Here is a 14,108-nt window from a genome sequence, read left to right on the forward strand (position 1 = left end):
GGATAGTTCGGGCTCGTGCGAGTTGATCAGGGTGTACGTCACACGGTGACGCTGACCGTCCAGGGATCGGTGCGCAGCGTGGACACGAGGGTTTCGAGGTCGGGTAGCGCGGTCTGCACCACCGTCTGCGCCTGTGCGCACCAAGGGAATTCGGTCGCCCAATGCGCCGCATCGATCACGGCCGGACCACCGCGGCGCAGGTGTTCGTCGACCGGGTGGTGGCGCAGATCGGAGGTGAGGTAGGCATCCACGCCGAGGCGCGTCACGGTATCCAGATAGGAGTCGCCCGCGCCGCCGCAGACGGCGACGGTCCAGATCATCCGGTCCGGGTCACCGGCCGCGCGAACGCCCCAGGTCGTCGCGGGCAATGCGGCGGCAACCCGAGCGGTGAACTCGCGCAAGGACTCCGGTTCGGGCAGTACGCCGACGCGACCGATGCCGAGTCCCGATGGCAGTGCGGCGCGCTCGGTGACGTGGTAGGCGGGATCTTCATAGGGATGGGCGTCCCGCAGTGCCGCCAGCACGGCGGCACGCGCCGACGGTGGCGCGATGACCTCGAGGCGATCCTCGTCGACCCGCTGCAATTCCCCGATCGCGCCGACCGCCGGATTCGCCCCCGCAACCGGACGGAACTGCCCGATTCCCGGCACTCGGAGAGCGCAGTCGCGATAGGTTCCGCTACCACCCGCACCGGCCGCGAACAGCGCCGCCAGCACCGCATCGGCATGTGAACGCGGCACCTGCACCACCCAATTATCCACGGCGGCTTGCGGTTTCGAATCCAATGGACCGGTGACAGTGAGCCCGAGCGCCGCCGCGAGCGCATCGGAAACCCCCGGATCAGCGGAGTCGGCATTGGTATGCGCCGCGAACAGCGCACATCCGGACCGGATGAGCCGATGCAGCAGCGCACCTTTGGGCGTATCGGCCGCGACGCTGTCGACCCCGCGCAACAGCAATGGATGGTGCACCACCAAAGCCTGTGCCCGCCAGTCGATCGCCTCATCGACCACCGCCGCCGTGGCATCCACGGCGAACAGCACCCGAGTCACCGCATCCCCCGGATCCCCGCACACCAACCCCACCGAATCCCACGACTCCGCCAACTTCGGCGGATAAGCCGCGTCGAGCACCCCGATAAGTTCCGCCAGCGTCGTCACGATCCGCCTACCTCCACTCCATCCATGTCCTGACACACCCCGTCCCAGCCGACATCAAATCCCCGATGCACGAATACCGGCGACCAGCCGATCGACCTCGGCCGCACCGCGGACGGCAACACGGATGTAGTCGGGTCCGAGTCCGGGGAAGGTATCCGCGCGGCGGACCGCAATTCCCTTGTCCGCCAAGTGTTTCCGCAGGAGTTCACCATCGGACACGCGCAGCAGCAGAAACGGCCCATCGGCGGGCGCGTGAACCTGCACACCCAGCGCGGTCAGTCGTTCGATCATCGAATCCCGGTCGACGGCGATCGCCCGCGCACGCCGCTGGGCGGCGGCCACCGCATTCGGCTCGGCGGTCGCGATGATCGCCTCGAGTTGCAGTGTCCCGAGCGGCCAGTGCGCGCGACCGTGGTTCAGCCGGGCGAGGACGTCGGGTGCGCCGAGGAAGTAGCCGCAGCGCAGGCCAGCCAACGCCCAGGTTTTGGTGAGGCTGCGCAGGACGAGGATGTCCGGATCGGTCGAGGCGGCCAGCGACTGTGGTTCACCGCGGACCGCATCGGCGAAGGCCTCATCGACCACAATGATCCGGCCGGGCCTGCGCAGCGCCCGGATGGTGTCGGCGCGATGCTGCACCGAGGTCGGATTGGTCGGGTTGCCGAGCACCACCAGATCGGCCGCGGCGGGCACCAGGGCCGGGTCCAGCGTGTACGGCGGTTCGAGGACGACGCGGGCGACCGGAATATCGGCCTCGCGCAGCGCCAGTTCGGGTTCGGTGAACGACGGATGCAACACCGCGGCCAGCCGGGGTGCGAGTCGGGGCAGCATCGCGAAACCCTCGGCCGCACCGGCCAGCAGCAGCACCTCCTCGGCGGTACGGCCGTGTCGGGCCGCCACCGCACCGCGCGCGGCGGATTCGTCGGCCGCGCTCGGATAGCGGCCGAGGTCGTCGAGTCGGGCGGCCAGCCGGTTGCGCAGCCAGTCCGGCGGCGCACTGCCCTGCACATTCACCGCGAAATCGAGCATGCCGGGGCGCGCGTCGGCGTCACCGTGGTGACGCAGTTTCGCGTGATCGACCTGTTCATCCGGCACGAGAAAACACCCTACGTGGCGGCTCATCAGGGCGACCGGCCAGAATGGCTGTCGTGGGTGAGTTGCACGTGTCGTTCGTCTGTACCGGCAACATCTGCCGATCGCCGATGGCGGAGAAGATGTTCGCGGTCCACCTCTACCGCGAGGGGCTCGCGGACCGCGTGCGGGTCAGCAGCGCGGGCACCGACGGCTGGCACGTCGGAGAGGACGCCGACGACCGCACCAATGCGACACTGCGCCGCCATGGCTATCCGACCGGTCACGTGGCCGCGAAATTCGGCAACCAGCACCGCGACGCCGACCTCCTGGTCGCCCTCGACTCCGGCCACGAACGCCGATTGGGCATGCTCGGCATCCCATCGGATCGCCGCCGCCTGCTCCGCAGCTTCGACCCGGACGCCGACTCCCTCGACGTCCCCGACCCCTACTACGGCGACACCGCCGACTTCGACCTGGTCCACGACCAGATAGCCGCCGCCATTCCCGGATTGTTGGACTGGGTCCGAGGCACCCTCGCCGCTCGCAACGGCACGTCCACCGATGACTTCGAAGCCGACGCACCCCATGGCGCCACGATCCAAGGCCGAAGAGCTGCCCGGTCCGGTCACGACACCGGTACCCAGCCGAGCACGGCCCGCGGAGCAGATCTCGGCGAATCAGACCAGACGGTCTCTGGCAATCCCGTCCACGACGGACACGCGTGATGCGCCGACTGACCTTCCTCCTGCGTCCGAGCTGGCTGATCCTGGCCGTTCTCGTGGCGGCCTTCGCCTACCTCTGCTTCACCGTGCTCGCCCCCTGGCAGCTCGGCAAGAACACCACCACCTCGCACCGCAACCAGCTGATCGCCGATTCGGTGGACGCCGCCCCGATTGATATCACCACCGTCCTGGATGACCAGGGCACCGATTCGCACGCCGAATGGCGTCGCGTCACCGCCACCGGTAGCTATCTGCCGAACTCGACGGCACTGGTCCGCCTGCGCCACCTCGACGGCGCCCCCGGCTACTCGGTACTGGCCACCTTCAAGCTCGACGACGGCCGCATCCTGCTCGTCGACCGCGGCCTGGTCGCCGCCGTCGACGGATCCCGCCCACCGCAGATTTCCGACCCGCCCACCGGAGCGCAGCGGATCGAGGCCCGAATCCGGATGTCGGAGGGCATCACCCCCGGCAAGGACCCGCTGGTCCAGGACGGCTACCGCCAGGTGTACTCGGTGGACACCACCCAGGAAATGGCCGTCCTGCAGGAGCCACTGACCGCGATCCCCACCGGCGAACGCGGCGGCTATCTGCAACTCAGCGAAAACCAGCCCGGCGCCTTCACCCCCACGCCGCTGCCCCAACTCGACGCGGGCCCCTACCTTTCCTACGGCCTGCAATGGCTGGCCTTCGGCATCATGGCGCCCCTCGGCCTCGGCTACTTCGTCTACGCCGAAATCCGCGAACGCCGCAAGGAAAAGACCCCGGCGGCCCCGGAACCGACCCCAACCGAAACCCCAACCCCCGCACCGGCCGCCACCAACGAACAGCGCCTCGCCGACCGCTACGGCGGCACCCGCTGAGCCGTGCGCGGCCTCGGCGTCAGCGCCGCAGGACCGACCAGAGGGCGGCCGTGAGAACGGCGCCCAGTTGGACTGCCTCCGACATATGTACAGCCCGACGCAGATCCGCTACCCGAGGTGCCGGGCCGTCGCCGAGGGTGGGTCTCAATTCGGTGCCGTAGCGGTATTGGGTGCGGCCGCCGAGGCGGACGCCGAGCGCACCCGCCATGGATGCCTCGACCACGCCCGCATTGGGGCTCGGGTGTTCGGATGCGTCGCGCCGCCAGGCGCGCAGCGCGTCGGCGGGATGTCCGCCGACCATGGGCGCCAAGGCGGCGGTGAGCATGCCGGTGACGCGGGCTGGCAGCAGATTCGCGAGATCATCCACGCGGGCGGCGGCCCAGCCGAAGCGCAGGTAGCGCTCGTTGCGGTAGCCGATCATCGCGTCCAGCGTATTGACCGCGCGGTATCCGAGCAGCCCCGGCGTCCCGGCGACCGCACCCCACAGCAGTGGGGCCACCGTCGCGTCGGAGGTGTTCTCCGCGATGGATTCCACCGCGGCACGGGCCAATCCGTCCGCATCGAGCGCCTCGGGATCGCGCCCGCACAGCGATGGCAGCAATGCCCGCGCACCCGTCAGATCACCGGACTCGAGTCGATCGGCCATATCCCGCCCGGTGCGCGCCAGGCTGCGCCCACCGAGTACCGTCCAGGTCGCCAGCGCGGTCGCCACCACCCCGCCACGACGCAGCCCGATCCCGAGCGCCGTCACCGCACCGACCAGCAACACCTCGTGCACCACCCCCGCCGACCGCCGATCGGCATAGGTCGCCCGCTCCAGCGCACTTGCCGCCGAACCGAATCCGGCCACCGGATGCCACCGCCGCGGATCACCGAACGCACGGTCGAGCGCGAAGCCGAGCACCAGCCCAACTGCCGTCGAGGTCCCCATTCGCACCCGGCGAGGGTATCCGGTCCCCACCTCCCCACAACGCACGCGCCCCAGCGAACCCGGCAACACCGCGCGGGCCCCGACGGTGATGGCCAAGCTCTCACCGCAGGTCGGATTCCCAGGCCCGGCATCCCGCGGCCGAGCTCGCAGCACCCGCGGCGACAACCCAGCACCCGCGCAACCCACGCAATGCGCCACCGCGACTCAGATGTCACACTCCCTAGCCCTGTTTCGTCATCGTGATGACGACTCATAAACTCGCCCCCGAGGGGGCCGGACCAACGAACGGCGAGAACAGTGACCGCAGACCAGCCCGCCTCCGAACCGATCGACCAGGCCGAATTGGCTCGGCGTTTCGAGGAGCACCGGCCGTATCTGCGCCGGCTCGCCTACAGCACACTCGGCAGTCTCACCGATGCCGATGATGTGGTGCAGGATGCGTGGCTGCGGCTGCAGCGCCAGTACGAGGCCGGGACCGTGGGCGAGATCGAGAATCTGCGCGCCTGGCTCTCCACCGTCACCGGCCGTCTCGCCCTCGATCAGCTCGGCTCGGCCCGCGCCCGCCGCGAACAGTACGTCGGCGAATGGCTGCCCGAACCGGAGGTCACCACCTGGGACGACCCGGCCGACCGGATCACCCAGGACGAGCGCGTCACCACGGCGCTGCTGGTCGTACTGGAATCCCTCTCGCCCGCCGAGCGCACCGCATTCGTATTGCAGGATGTGTTCGGTATGAGCGGTCCCGAGGTCGCCGAGGTCGTCGGCCGCACCCCGGCGGCCGTGCGACAACTCGCGTCGCGCGCCCGCAAGCGCGTCGAGGACGGCACACCCCGTTTCCCGGCCTCGCCCGACGAGCAGGAGAAGGTCGTCTCCGCCTTCGCGGTCGCCTGGCGCTCCGGTGACCTCAGCGCACTACTCGGCGTACTCGATGCCAATGTCAGCCTCACCGCCGACGGCGGCGGTAAGGTCCCCGCGATCCGCCAGCCGGTGCACGGTGCCGAACTCATCGCGAAGATGCTGCTCGGCTGGTACCACGCGCCATCCGCGGCGGGCGCCTGGGGCCGTGCGGTCCTGGTCAACGGCACGCCCGGTCTGGTCGTCTTCGACGGCACCCATATCGGCGTCTTCGCCTTCACCATCGACAGCGGCCGCATTACCGCCATCAATGTCGTCCGCAATCCGGACAAGTTGCACGACCTCCCCACCGAAGGCGCCCCCGACTGGTACCTCGGCCCGAACGCCGAATAGTCCACGCGGCCCGCACATTCCCAGGTGCGGGCCGCCGTCCGACACCGCCGCTCAGGCAGACGCCTCGGCAACCGGCGCTTCCCGCTGTGCATCTCCCCCAGATCGCTTGCGCCGCAACATGATGAGCCAGACCACGCGCGCGAGGAGAACACTCACACCCGCCAACGCAGCGATGCCGAGAAACACCACAAGAGCCGGCCACACATAGGTCACCTGCAGGAAGGTTGCGGCCCGCCCCCTGAAGACGAGCCCCGCGAGCTGCGGCAGCACAGCCAAGATCACAATCGGAGCCAGGTACGGCAGCTGCCGCAGAGCGATCGACCACGGGGGTCGGGCGGTCTGCCGGTCGGCCCACCGGCGCGATCGCAGCAGGCAGAACCCACCGAAACCGACCGTCCCGAGCGTCAACAGCGCCATGCCCCAGTCCGCCCAGATGCTCCACGGACGGTGCACATCCGGCGTCGAGCCCTGCGTCAGCTCGACCAACCCCTGCGCGATGATCCCGGGATCATCCTCCAGCGACATACCGGTATCGGCGATCACGGCAATCCCGTACCCGGTATCGGGCAACAGCACCTGTTCAGCGGTATAGGTGAACCAATCGCCGTTGTGCGAGAGCTGTACCCCGGGATCGGATTGCGCACGCCGCCAACCCATTCCGTAGTCGCCATCGCCCGCCGCGGACGGTGTGTGCATCTCGGCCACCGCCGCAGCGGAGACCACCCGCTGTCCGTCCGGCGCCAGACCGCCATCGTTCTGAGTTATCAGCCACCTGGCCAGATCGGCGGCCGTGGTGATCACACCGTGGCTACCGCCGACGAACCAATCGGGCTCCGCGACCGGTATCGCGAACCCGTACGCCCGAATGTATCCGTGCGTCACATCACCGGCCGCGCGTGCCGTATCCACCGTCGTACTGTCACGCATCCCGATGGGCCCGAACACATTGCGCCGCAGATAGTCCGCGAACGGTTCCCCGCTGACCACCTCGACCAACCGAGCGGCGACCTGATAGTTCGGATTGTGGTAGTTGAATCGCGTCCCCGGATCGGCGGCCAATTTCGCCGTCCGTAGTCGCTGGACCGCCCCCGCCAGTGAATCCGCCTGCGGCCGCCGCAGATCGGGAAATGCGGTATCCGACATGCCTGAGGTCTGATTCAGCAACTGCCGCACCGTGATCCGATCACCGCGCGGATCGGCCAGCCGAAAGTCCGTGAGGTACTGACGCACCGGCGCATCCAGACGCACCCGGCCCGCGTCGACCAATTGCAGCACGGCCAATGCCGTCATGGACTTGCTCACCGAGGCGATCGGCATTCTCGTCGTCGCGGTAATGGCTGAACCGGTGGAATCGTGACCGTACCCCGCGACGTACACCACCTGATCCCCGTGCGTAATGGCGATCGAAGCCCCCGGCAACCGTGTCCGCGAAAGGTATTCGGACATGTACCGGTCCACCGCGGCCGGATCGACGCCCATCGGCGCCGCGACCGCCGCGCCGGAGTATGGCAGCAGCACGAGCAGCAAGGTGATCACCAATACCGATGCCCGCCGCAGGTTTTCCGCCGTCACCGATCTCGCCCTTATCATCATCTGTCCGCGTCGAGCCGTCAGCCCGCCAACCACACCGGCTCGGATATCGAATACCCGTGCGCCGCCGCGACCTCCGCCGATAGCAACCGCCCCTTATCCGCGGCAACCCCATGCGCGAGATCAGGATGCTCGGTGCACGCCTCGCGCCACCCGTGATCGGCAATGGCGCGCACATACGGCATGGTGGCATTGATGAGCGCGAGGGTCGCGGTATGCGGCACCGCGCCCGGCATATTCGCCACACAGTAGAACAGCGAATTCGCCACACGGAAGGTGGGATTCGCGTGCGTGGTCGGATGCGAACCGGCAAAGCAGCCGCCCTGGTCGATAGCGATATCGACCAGCACAGAGCCGGGACGCATACCGCGGACCAGCTCCTCGGACACCAATTTCGGCGCCCGCGCACCTGGCACCAGCACCGATCCGATCACCAGATCCGCACCGAGCACCGCCCGTTCGATTTCGAGCGCATTCGAAGCCACCGTCGAGACCCGCCCCTGGAACAGCGCGTCGAGTTCGCGCAGGCGCGTCAAATTCGTATCCAGCACAGTGACTTTCGCGCCCATCCCGGCCGCGACGGTGGCCGCGTTCGTGCCGGCGACACCACCGCCGAGCACCACCACATCCGCCGGAGGCACCCCGGGCACCCCGCCCAGCAGCAGCCCGGCGCCCCCGAGCGGCGCCATCAGGTGATATGCGCCGACCTGGGGCCCGAGCTTGCCCGCAACCTCACTCATCGGCGCGAGCAGCGGCAGCGACCCATCCGCCGCCCGCACCGTCTCATAGGCGATCGCGGTGATACCCGACCGCAGAATCGCATCGGTGCACTCCCGCGACGCGGCCAGATGCAGATAGGTGAACAGCACCTGCTCGCGCCGCATCCGCGGATACTCCTGGGCGATCGGCTCCTTGACCTTCAGCACCAGCTCGCCCTCCCGCCACACTTGATCGGCGCCGGGCACCATCCGGGCACCCGCGGCGACGTACTCCGCATCCGGAAAACCCGAACCCACCCCCGCGCCGGTCTGGATCAGCACCTCGTGCCCGTGCCGCACCAGTTCCCCGGCACCGGCCGGGGTCAGCGCCACCCGAAACTCCTGTTCCTTGACCTCCCGCGGAACTGCGATCCTCATATCGCCATCGTGGACCACGGACCGCAGCTTCGCCATGAACGCCGCGCGCTACCGAGGCAGTTCGCCACCGCGCAGCTATACCTCGAACGGCTGGCCCAAGCGCGGAATCCGCAGCTGAGCGGCCCGTCCGGCGTATTCGAAGTTGCGGGCCAGATAGTCCAGCGGCTCGCTGAAGTGGTGCCATCCCTCGCCGTGCACGGCGACGACCACCGCATCACCGAGCAATTCGGCGGCCTCGAGTGCGGTGCGCCCGTTCAGCGTCACATCGGCGTCGCCGAACCGCCCGACATTCGCGCCTCCCACATTGAGGACGGCGATATCGATCCGCCCGAGCCGCTGCACGATCTGCTCGACCAGCGCCACCGAGGCATTGTCCCCGGAGACGTACACGGTCGGCTGATCATCGGCCTGCAGTACGAACCCGGTGACCATCCCGCTCAGCGGTTCGCACCCTTCGGGCCCGTGCAGTGCGGGCACACCCGTCACGCGCACGTCACCCACCGTGACGGTCTCCCAGTTCTCCAGTCCCCGAACACCGTTGATGCGTCCGGCCGCATCCGTGGTCGAGAGCACGGTCGGCACCCTTGTCAGGAACTCACGACCCGAGGTGTCGAGATTGTCCGCGTGCTGATCATGTGAGAGCAGCACCACGTCCACCGGCCCCACCGCATCGGCCGATACCGCCGGGCCGGTCAGCTTGTGCAGGGTGATCGGACCCGGGTAGTCGCCGGGAGCATCGAAGGTGGGGTCGGTGAGCCAGGTCAGCTTGCCGTACCGGAAGCGCAGGGTGGGCCCGCCGATGTGCAGGGCTTCGACGGTGGTGCGTTCGATCGTCTCGGTCATGCGATCAATATTTGCCGACCGCCCTGAGTGATCAAAAGTGGCCCGTGAGCCGCCCAGCGATAAGATCGGGCCATGCGTACCGTCGCCGTCCTCGCCTTCGATGGCGTCATCCCCTTCCACCTGTCCGTGCCGACGCTGGTCTTCGGCCGCGTCGGCGTCGAGGGCAGCCCCGACTACCGCGTCGAGGTGTGCGCAGAGTGCCCCGGCACCCTGCGGACACCCGCCGGGTTCGACATCGTCGTGGACACCGGACTCGACGCCTTCGAGCGGGCCGACCTGGTGGTCATCCCGAGTTGGCGGCGCGATAAGGCCATTTCACCCGACCTGCGCGACGCACTGCACCGTGCCCACGCCCGCGGTGCCCGGATCGTCGGCCTGTGCCTGGGCGCCTTCGCGGTGGCGGCGAGCGGCTTGGCGGACGGCCGCGAGATCACCACCCACTGGGCCGCGGCCGACGACCTCGCCGCCGCCTATCCCGCGGTCCGGGTCCGCGCCGATACGCTCTGGTCGGATCTCGGCGATATCGTCACCTCCGCGGGCGTCGCCGCCGCACTCGACTGCTGCCTGCACCTGGTACGCGGCGATCTGGGCAGCCGGGCCGCCACCGAATTGGCCAGGGCGCTGGTGACCGCACCGCATCGCAGCGGATCCCAGGCTCAATACATTCCGGTTGCGGTGCCCGACGCCGCCGACGACGATCCGATCGAGCGCGCAATGGTCTGGGCGCGAACCAATCTCGGCGAACCGATCGATCTGGACGGCTGGGCTCGCGTCGCGCTCATGTCGCGGCGCACCTTCACCCGCCGCTTCCGCGATCGCACCGGCAGCAGTCCGCAGCAGTGGCTGCTGCACCAGCGCGCCGACCGGGCCAGGCTGCTGCTCGAATCCACCACCGACACCATGGACCGCATCGCGGCCGAGACCGGCTTCGGCACCGCGGTCAGCCTGCGCCACCACTTCCACCGCATCCTCGGCACCAGTCCGGCCGCGCACCGCGCGCTGTTCTCGGGGACCCCTACGGTGTCGCCGATCTCGTCGTCTAGGTTTTCGGCATGAGGATCGAGGTAGGCGGACACACGCCGGAGATCGACGACACCGCGTGGATCGCACCGAACGCGACCGTGATCGGACGCGTGCGACTGGCCGCCGAGGTGAGCATTTGGTACAGCGCGGTGCTGCGCGGTGATCTCGAGGCGATCAGCGTCGGCGCGCGCACCAATATTCAGGACGGCTGCGTGCTGCACGCCGACCCCGGCTTCCCGCTCACCGTCGGCACCGGAGTTTCGGTGGGGCACAACGCGATCCTGCACGGCTGCACCGTCGGTGACGATGTGCTCGTCGGCATGGGCGCGACGGTGCTCAATGGCGCGGTCATCGGTGCGGGCAGTCTGATCGCCGCGAACGCGCTGATTCCGGAGGGCGCCCAGATTCCGCCCGGCTCGCTGGTCGCGGGTGTGCCCGGTAAGGTGCGCAGGGAATTGAGCGAGGCCGAACAGGACGGCATTCGACTCAATGGTGCTGTGTACCTTCACAACATGGCCAACCACCGGGTCGCCAAGCAAGTGTGAGACAGACCACACTGATCAAATGTCCCATCGGAATCGCTGATAACATTTTGCCAGCGTGCCCGGTGTCCCGGGATCTCCCGCCGACGCTGCTGTCGAGTGGCCTGTAACGCGGAGGGCGAGCCCGCCGGGATGGTGGGCTGCGTAGCGTGCAGGCAGGAGGTATCACGGTGGCGTACGTGCAGCAGGGTATGCACCGGCCGTCGGGGCGGATCAGCGTGGCCGATATCGCGGCCCAGCCGGGCGGGATCGAGGCGCTACAGCGACGGGTTCACGAGTTGCGCTCCAGCGGAGTGGATTTCGCCGCCAATGCGATCGAACAAGAGATGGCGGAGCTGGATCTGCCGCGGCACTGATCACGCGCGCACGCTCGCCGAACCGTCGAGCGATAGCACTCCTGTCGACCTCTGGCGCCGATCCCCGGCCGACCCGTCGCGACCCGGTGAAATAATGAACACCGATCACCCGCACCGTCGCGACGCCCAGCCACCATCGGCGTCCGAGCCGATACGACTGGAGACTCGATGCCGACCGTCCCGCCCATCCTCCAGCGCATCCTGGAAAAGCCCGTCAGCGATGGCGAGAAGCTGCTGGAGAGCGCGCTGTCGGCATTCCTGGACTTCGGCATCAAACGCACCAGCATGGGCGAGATCGCCCGGCGCGCCGGAATCAGCCCGGCTACGCTGTATCGCCGGTTCGAATCGAAGAACGACCTGGTCGAGGCTGTCAGCGTGCGTGAGGCACAGCGCTTCGTCGCCGAGATCGACAAGCGCGTGCAGAAGGTCGAGGGCGTCGAGGAACAGCTGGTGGAGATCTTCGTGGCGGTGATCACCGAGATCGCTGGCAATGAACTGTTGCGCAGGCTGCTGCGGACCGAACCCGACCTCATCCTGCCCCGGCTCACCACCGACGCCGGACCGATCATCGCGGTCGGGCGCACCTATCTGGCGGAGAAGCTGCGCGAACTCCGCAGCGGTGCCGACGACGACTTCGACTTCGAACTCGTCGCCGAGATCATGGCGCGGCTGGCGCTCTCACTCGCGCTGACACCCGATGGGCTCATTCCGATTGATGATGTGACGGCGGGTCGCACATTCGCGCGACGCACACTGCTGCCGATGGTCGGTGTCCGCACCGCCGCCCGACCCGACATCAGCACTCTGAAGCGCTAGGCGCTCAACGCATTTCGTATACTCGCGGCCCGAATGCGGCCGCCACCCACTCATCGAGCAGTCGCAGCGAATTCGCGTCCGGTACCCGCCCACCGTCGACGAACTCTCTAACCAGCTCGACGACCCCGCCCGCCCGCATCGTCGTCGGATCCGGCAGCGGCAGCCGCGAGACGTACTGGGTGATCCACCGCCGCCGCCCCGAATACAGCCGATTCCCGCAAACCGCATCGTAGAATCGCAGCCCGAGCGCCGAATTCGCCACGCCCATCAGCAAATACGCGAGCCGCTCGGCCGCACCGTCCACCCCGAGATCGGCCAGCGACATCCAGTAGCAGTCCCCGTTCACCACCGCCCCCGACCGATCCAAGGCGAACCGCGGCCGCTCGCTGATATCGGGAAATACCACCTTCGGCACCCGCCACAAATGCGGCCGCTGCGGCACCCAGATCTCGAACCACTCCCGGCCACTGCCGGTCAGATACTTCCGACCGGCCAAAGTCTCTCGATTCTCCGCCAAATACGCTGCAGCCCTGGGAAAGTCCCGCAGATCAACCGGTATTCGCGTGGGCTCGGAAGTGTCGTACGGATACAGCACCCTGGTGTCACGCTCCCGCGAAATCCGCCACGGCTCGACATCGTGATGGGTGATCAAATCGAATAGCAACTCCCCCTCCGGCCCCAGCTCCAGCTCCGCCCAGCGATCGGAGATGAACACCCGATCCGCAGTCGTCTTGATCCCCACCCGAATCCGCCCCACCTCCCCGAATGTCCGCCAGGTCCCCGCCTCCACCTCCCCCAACCACCCATCCACCCCGGGCCGCGACATCCGCCACGCCCGCTTTCCGCCCCCATCACCGGCCCCCGAAGCCCTCGCAGCCCCATCCACACCGTCACCCCACTGACCTGATGCCCGACCGCTGGTCGCCGTCTGATCGCCGGTTGCCAAGGCGCCGACCTCGACGGCGAAGATGCGTCCGCCATGGTTGACGGTGTGGCTGCCTTCGGCGGTCAGGGCCTCGAAAAGATCTGTTCCACTGACAGTTTCGATGGTGGTGTCGACCTCATAGGCCGAGACGTGGCGGCAGACGACGCGAGACGACGTGCGGGTGGCAATGGTGACGGCGGGCAGCACCGCCGCCTCGAAAAGTTTGGTATCGCCCAGGTCGTACAGTTCGACCGGAGACAGCTCGGTGAGCAGCAGACTGCGAATATTCGCACCCGCCTTGGTGGTGAGAAACCGGTTGGCGCACAACAATCCGAGCACCCCGTCCGGCCGCAGCAGCCGCGGCGCGATCGCGACGAACGGGTGGGTGAGGTCGATCCGGCCGCGCAATCCGAACTGCTTGCTGAGCAGCTGGGCGGTCGGCCCACCCAACTGCTGGGTCCGCACATACGGCGGATTGGTGATGATCGCATCGAACGACCCGTCCGCGATCACCGCCGACGCCGTCAGGAAGTCGCCGATATGCCACTCGACCGCAACCCCCGCCGCCTCCGCCCGTTCCCGCGCCATCGCCACCCCGGCTCGGTCCAGGTCATATCCGACCAACTCCACCCGCACCCCCGGCAACACCTCACCGGCCACCCGATGCAGCGCGAGCAGCAGTTCACCGTCCCCACAGGCCGGGTCGAGCACCCGCAATACCCCACCGTCATGCGGCGCCTGCCCGGTACCACCGGGTCGCGGCATATGCGTGACCAGCCGCTGCGCGAGAAAGCGCGCCAGGGCAGGGGGCGTGTAGTGCCTACCGTGCCGTTTGCGGTCGCGCGCGGCAGGGTCCCCGGGATTCATGCCAGGGATTCTGCC

The 14,108-nt window shown here is 68.2% G+C and carries 13 protein-coding genes and 1 pseudogene; 7 read left to right on the top strand and 7 right to left on the bottom strand.

All coding sequences use genetic code 11. The features are described from left to right. Nucleotides 1-38: 38 nt before the first annotated feature. Together ACWEO2_RS22310 and cobC are read right to left on the bottom strand one after the other, a co-directional pair. A complete protein-coding gene (locus ACWEO2_RS22310; protein ID WP_452407071.1) occupies nt 39-1,160 on the bottom strand; it encodes a Nif3-like dinuclear metal center hexameric protein in 1,122 nt (373 codons plus the stop codon). A gap of 54 nt (nt 1,161-1,214) precedes the next feature. Beyond that, complete coding sequence (cobC, locus tag ACWEO2_RS22315; RefSeq protein ID WP_452407072.1) at nt 1,215-2,252, bottom strand: Rv2231c family pyridoxal phosphate-dependent protein CobC; 1,038 nt, start codon at nt 2,250-2,252, stop codon at nt 1,215-1,217. Nucleotides 2,253-2,296: 44 nt separating this feature from the next. On the opposite strand from cobC, the pseudogene ACWEO2_RS22320 reads away from it, so the two are divergent. Continuing rightward, nucleotides 2,297-2,758, top strand: a pseudogene (locus tag ACWEO2_RS22320) (low molecular weight protein-tyrosine-phosphatase); the annotation flags it as partial. Between the two features lie 197 nt (nt 2,759-2,955). After that, nucleotides 2,956-3,816: an SURF1 family cytochrome oxidase biogenesis protein gene (locus ACWEO2_RS22325; protein WP_452407073.1), complete on the top strand. Its 861-nt coding sequence runs from the start codon at nt 2,956-2,958 to the stop codon at nt 3,814-3,816. 19 nt (nt 3,817-3,835) lie between these two features. Here ACWEO2_RS22325 and ACWEO2_RS22330 read toward each other — a convergent pair whose 3' ends face one another. Then, nucleotides 3,836-4,747, bottom strand: coding sequence for a cobalamin biosynthesis protein (locus ACWEO2_RS22330; RefSeq protein ID WP_452407157.1), 912 nt, complete (start codon nt 4,745-4,747; stop codon nt 3,836-3,838). Nucleotides 4,748-5,044: 297 nt separating this feature from the next. Between ACWEO2_RS22330 and sigJ the strand changes: the two genes are divergently transcribed. Further along, complete coding sequence (sigJ, locus tag ACWEO2_RS22335) at nt 5,045-5,995, top strand: RNA polymerase sigma factor SigJ (protein ID WP_452407074.1); 951 nt, start codon at nt 5,045-5,047, stop codon at nt 5,993-5,995. A 51-nt stretch (nt 5,996-6,046) separates the two neighbouring features. Here the strand turns inward: sigJ and ACWEO2_RS22340 are convergent, their stop codons facing one another. The 3 genes from ACWEO2_RS22340 to ACWEO2_RS22350 form a co-directional block, all read right to left on the bottom strand. After that, the gene (locus ACWEO2_RS22340) at nt 6,047-7,567 is read right to left on the bottom strand and encodes a serine hydrolase domain-containing protein (RefSeq protein ID WP_452407075.1); all 1,521 of its coding nucleotides are present in this window, start codon (nt 7,565-7,567) and stop codon (nt 6,047-6,049) included. A 38-nt stretch (nt 7,568-7,605) separates the two neighbouring features. Then, nucleotides 7,606-8,721 (bottom strand): alanine dehydrogenase, encoded by a 1,116-nt coding sequence (ald, locus tag ACWEO2_RS22345; RefSeq protein ID WP_452407076.1) that lies wholly within the window; start codon nt 8,719-8,721, stop codon nt 7,606-7,608. 75 nt (nt 8,722-8,796) lie between these two features. Further along, a complete protein-coding gene (locus ACWEO2_RS22350; protein ID WP_452407077.1) occupies nt 8,797-9,564 on the bottom strand; it encodes an MBL fold metallo-hydrolase in 768 nt (255 codons plus the stop codon). 72 nt (nt 9,565-9,636) lie between these two features. Between ACWEO2_RS22350 and ACWEO2_RS22355 the strand changes: the two genes are divergently transcribed. The 4 genes from ACWEO2_RS22355 to ACWEO2_RS22370 all read left to right on the top strand — a co-directional run bounded on the left by ACWEO2_RS22355 (nt 9,637) and on the right by ACWEO2_RS22370 (nt 12,301). Further along, nucleotides 9,637-10,620: a GlxA family transcriptional regulator gene (locus tag ACWEO2_RS22355; RefSeq protein ID WP_452407078.1), complete on the top strand. Its 984-nt coding sequence runs from the start codon at nt 9,637-9,639 to the stop codon at nt 10,618-10,620. After that, on the top strand, nt 10,617-11,132 hold the full coding sequence (locus ACWEO2_RS22360) for a gamma carbonic anhydrase family protein (protein WP_452407079.1): 516 nt from the start codon (nt 10,617-10,619) through the stop codon (nt 11,130-11,132). The genes ACWEO2_RS22355 and ACWEO2_RS22360 overlap by 4 nt, the downstream gene beginning before the upstream one ends. 167 nt (nt 11,133-11,299) lie before the next feature. After that, on the top strand, nt 11,300-11,485 hold the full coding sequence (locus tag ACWEO2_RS22365; protein ID WP_354959754.1) for a hypothetical protein: 186 nt from the start codon (nt 11,300-11,302) through the stop codon (nt 11,483-11,485). Between the two features lie 168 nt (nt 11,486-11,653). Next, nucleotides 11,654-12,301 carry a TetR/AcrR family transcriptional regulator gene (locus ACWEO2_RS22370; RefSeq protein ID WP_452407080.1) on the top strand — a complete coding sequence of 216 codons (648 nt, stop codon included), beginning with the start codon at nt 11,654-11,656 and terminating at the stop codon, nt 12,299-12,301. Between the two features lie 4 nt (nt 12,302-12,305). Here ACWEO2_RS22370 and ACWEO2_RS22375 read toward each other — a convergent pair whose 3' ends face one another. After that, complete coding sequence (locus tag ACWEO2_RS22375) at nt 12,306-14,093, bottom strand: Eco57I restriction-modification methylase domain-containing protein (protein WP_452407081.1); 1,788 nt, start codon at nt 14,091-14,093, stop codon at nt 12,306-12,308. Nucleotides 14,094-14,108 lie beyond the last annotated feature (15 nt).

It is taken from the genome of Nocardia sp. NPDC004278 (assembly GCF_053602975.1).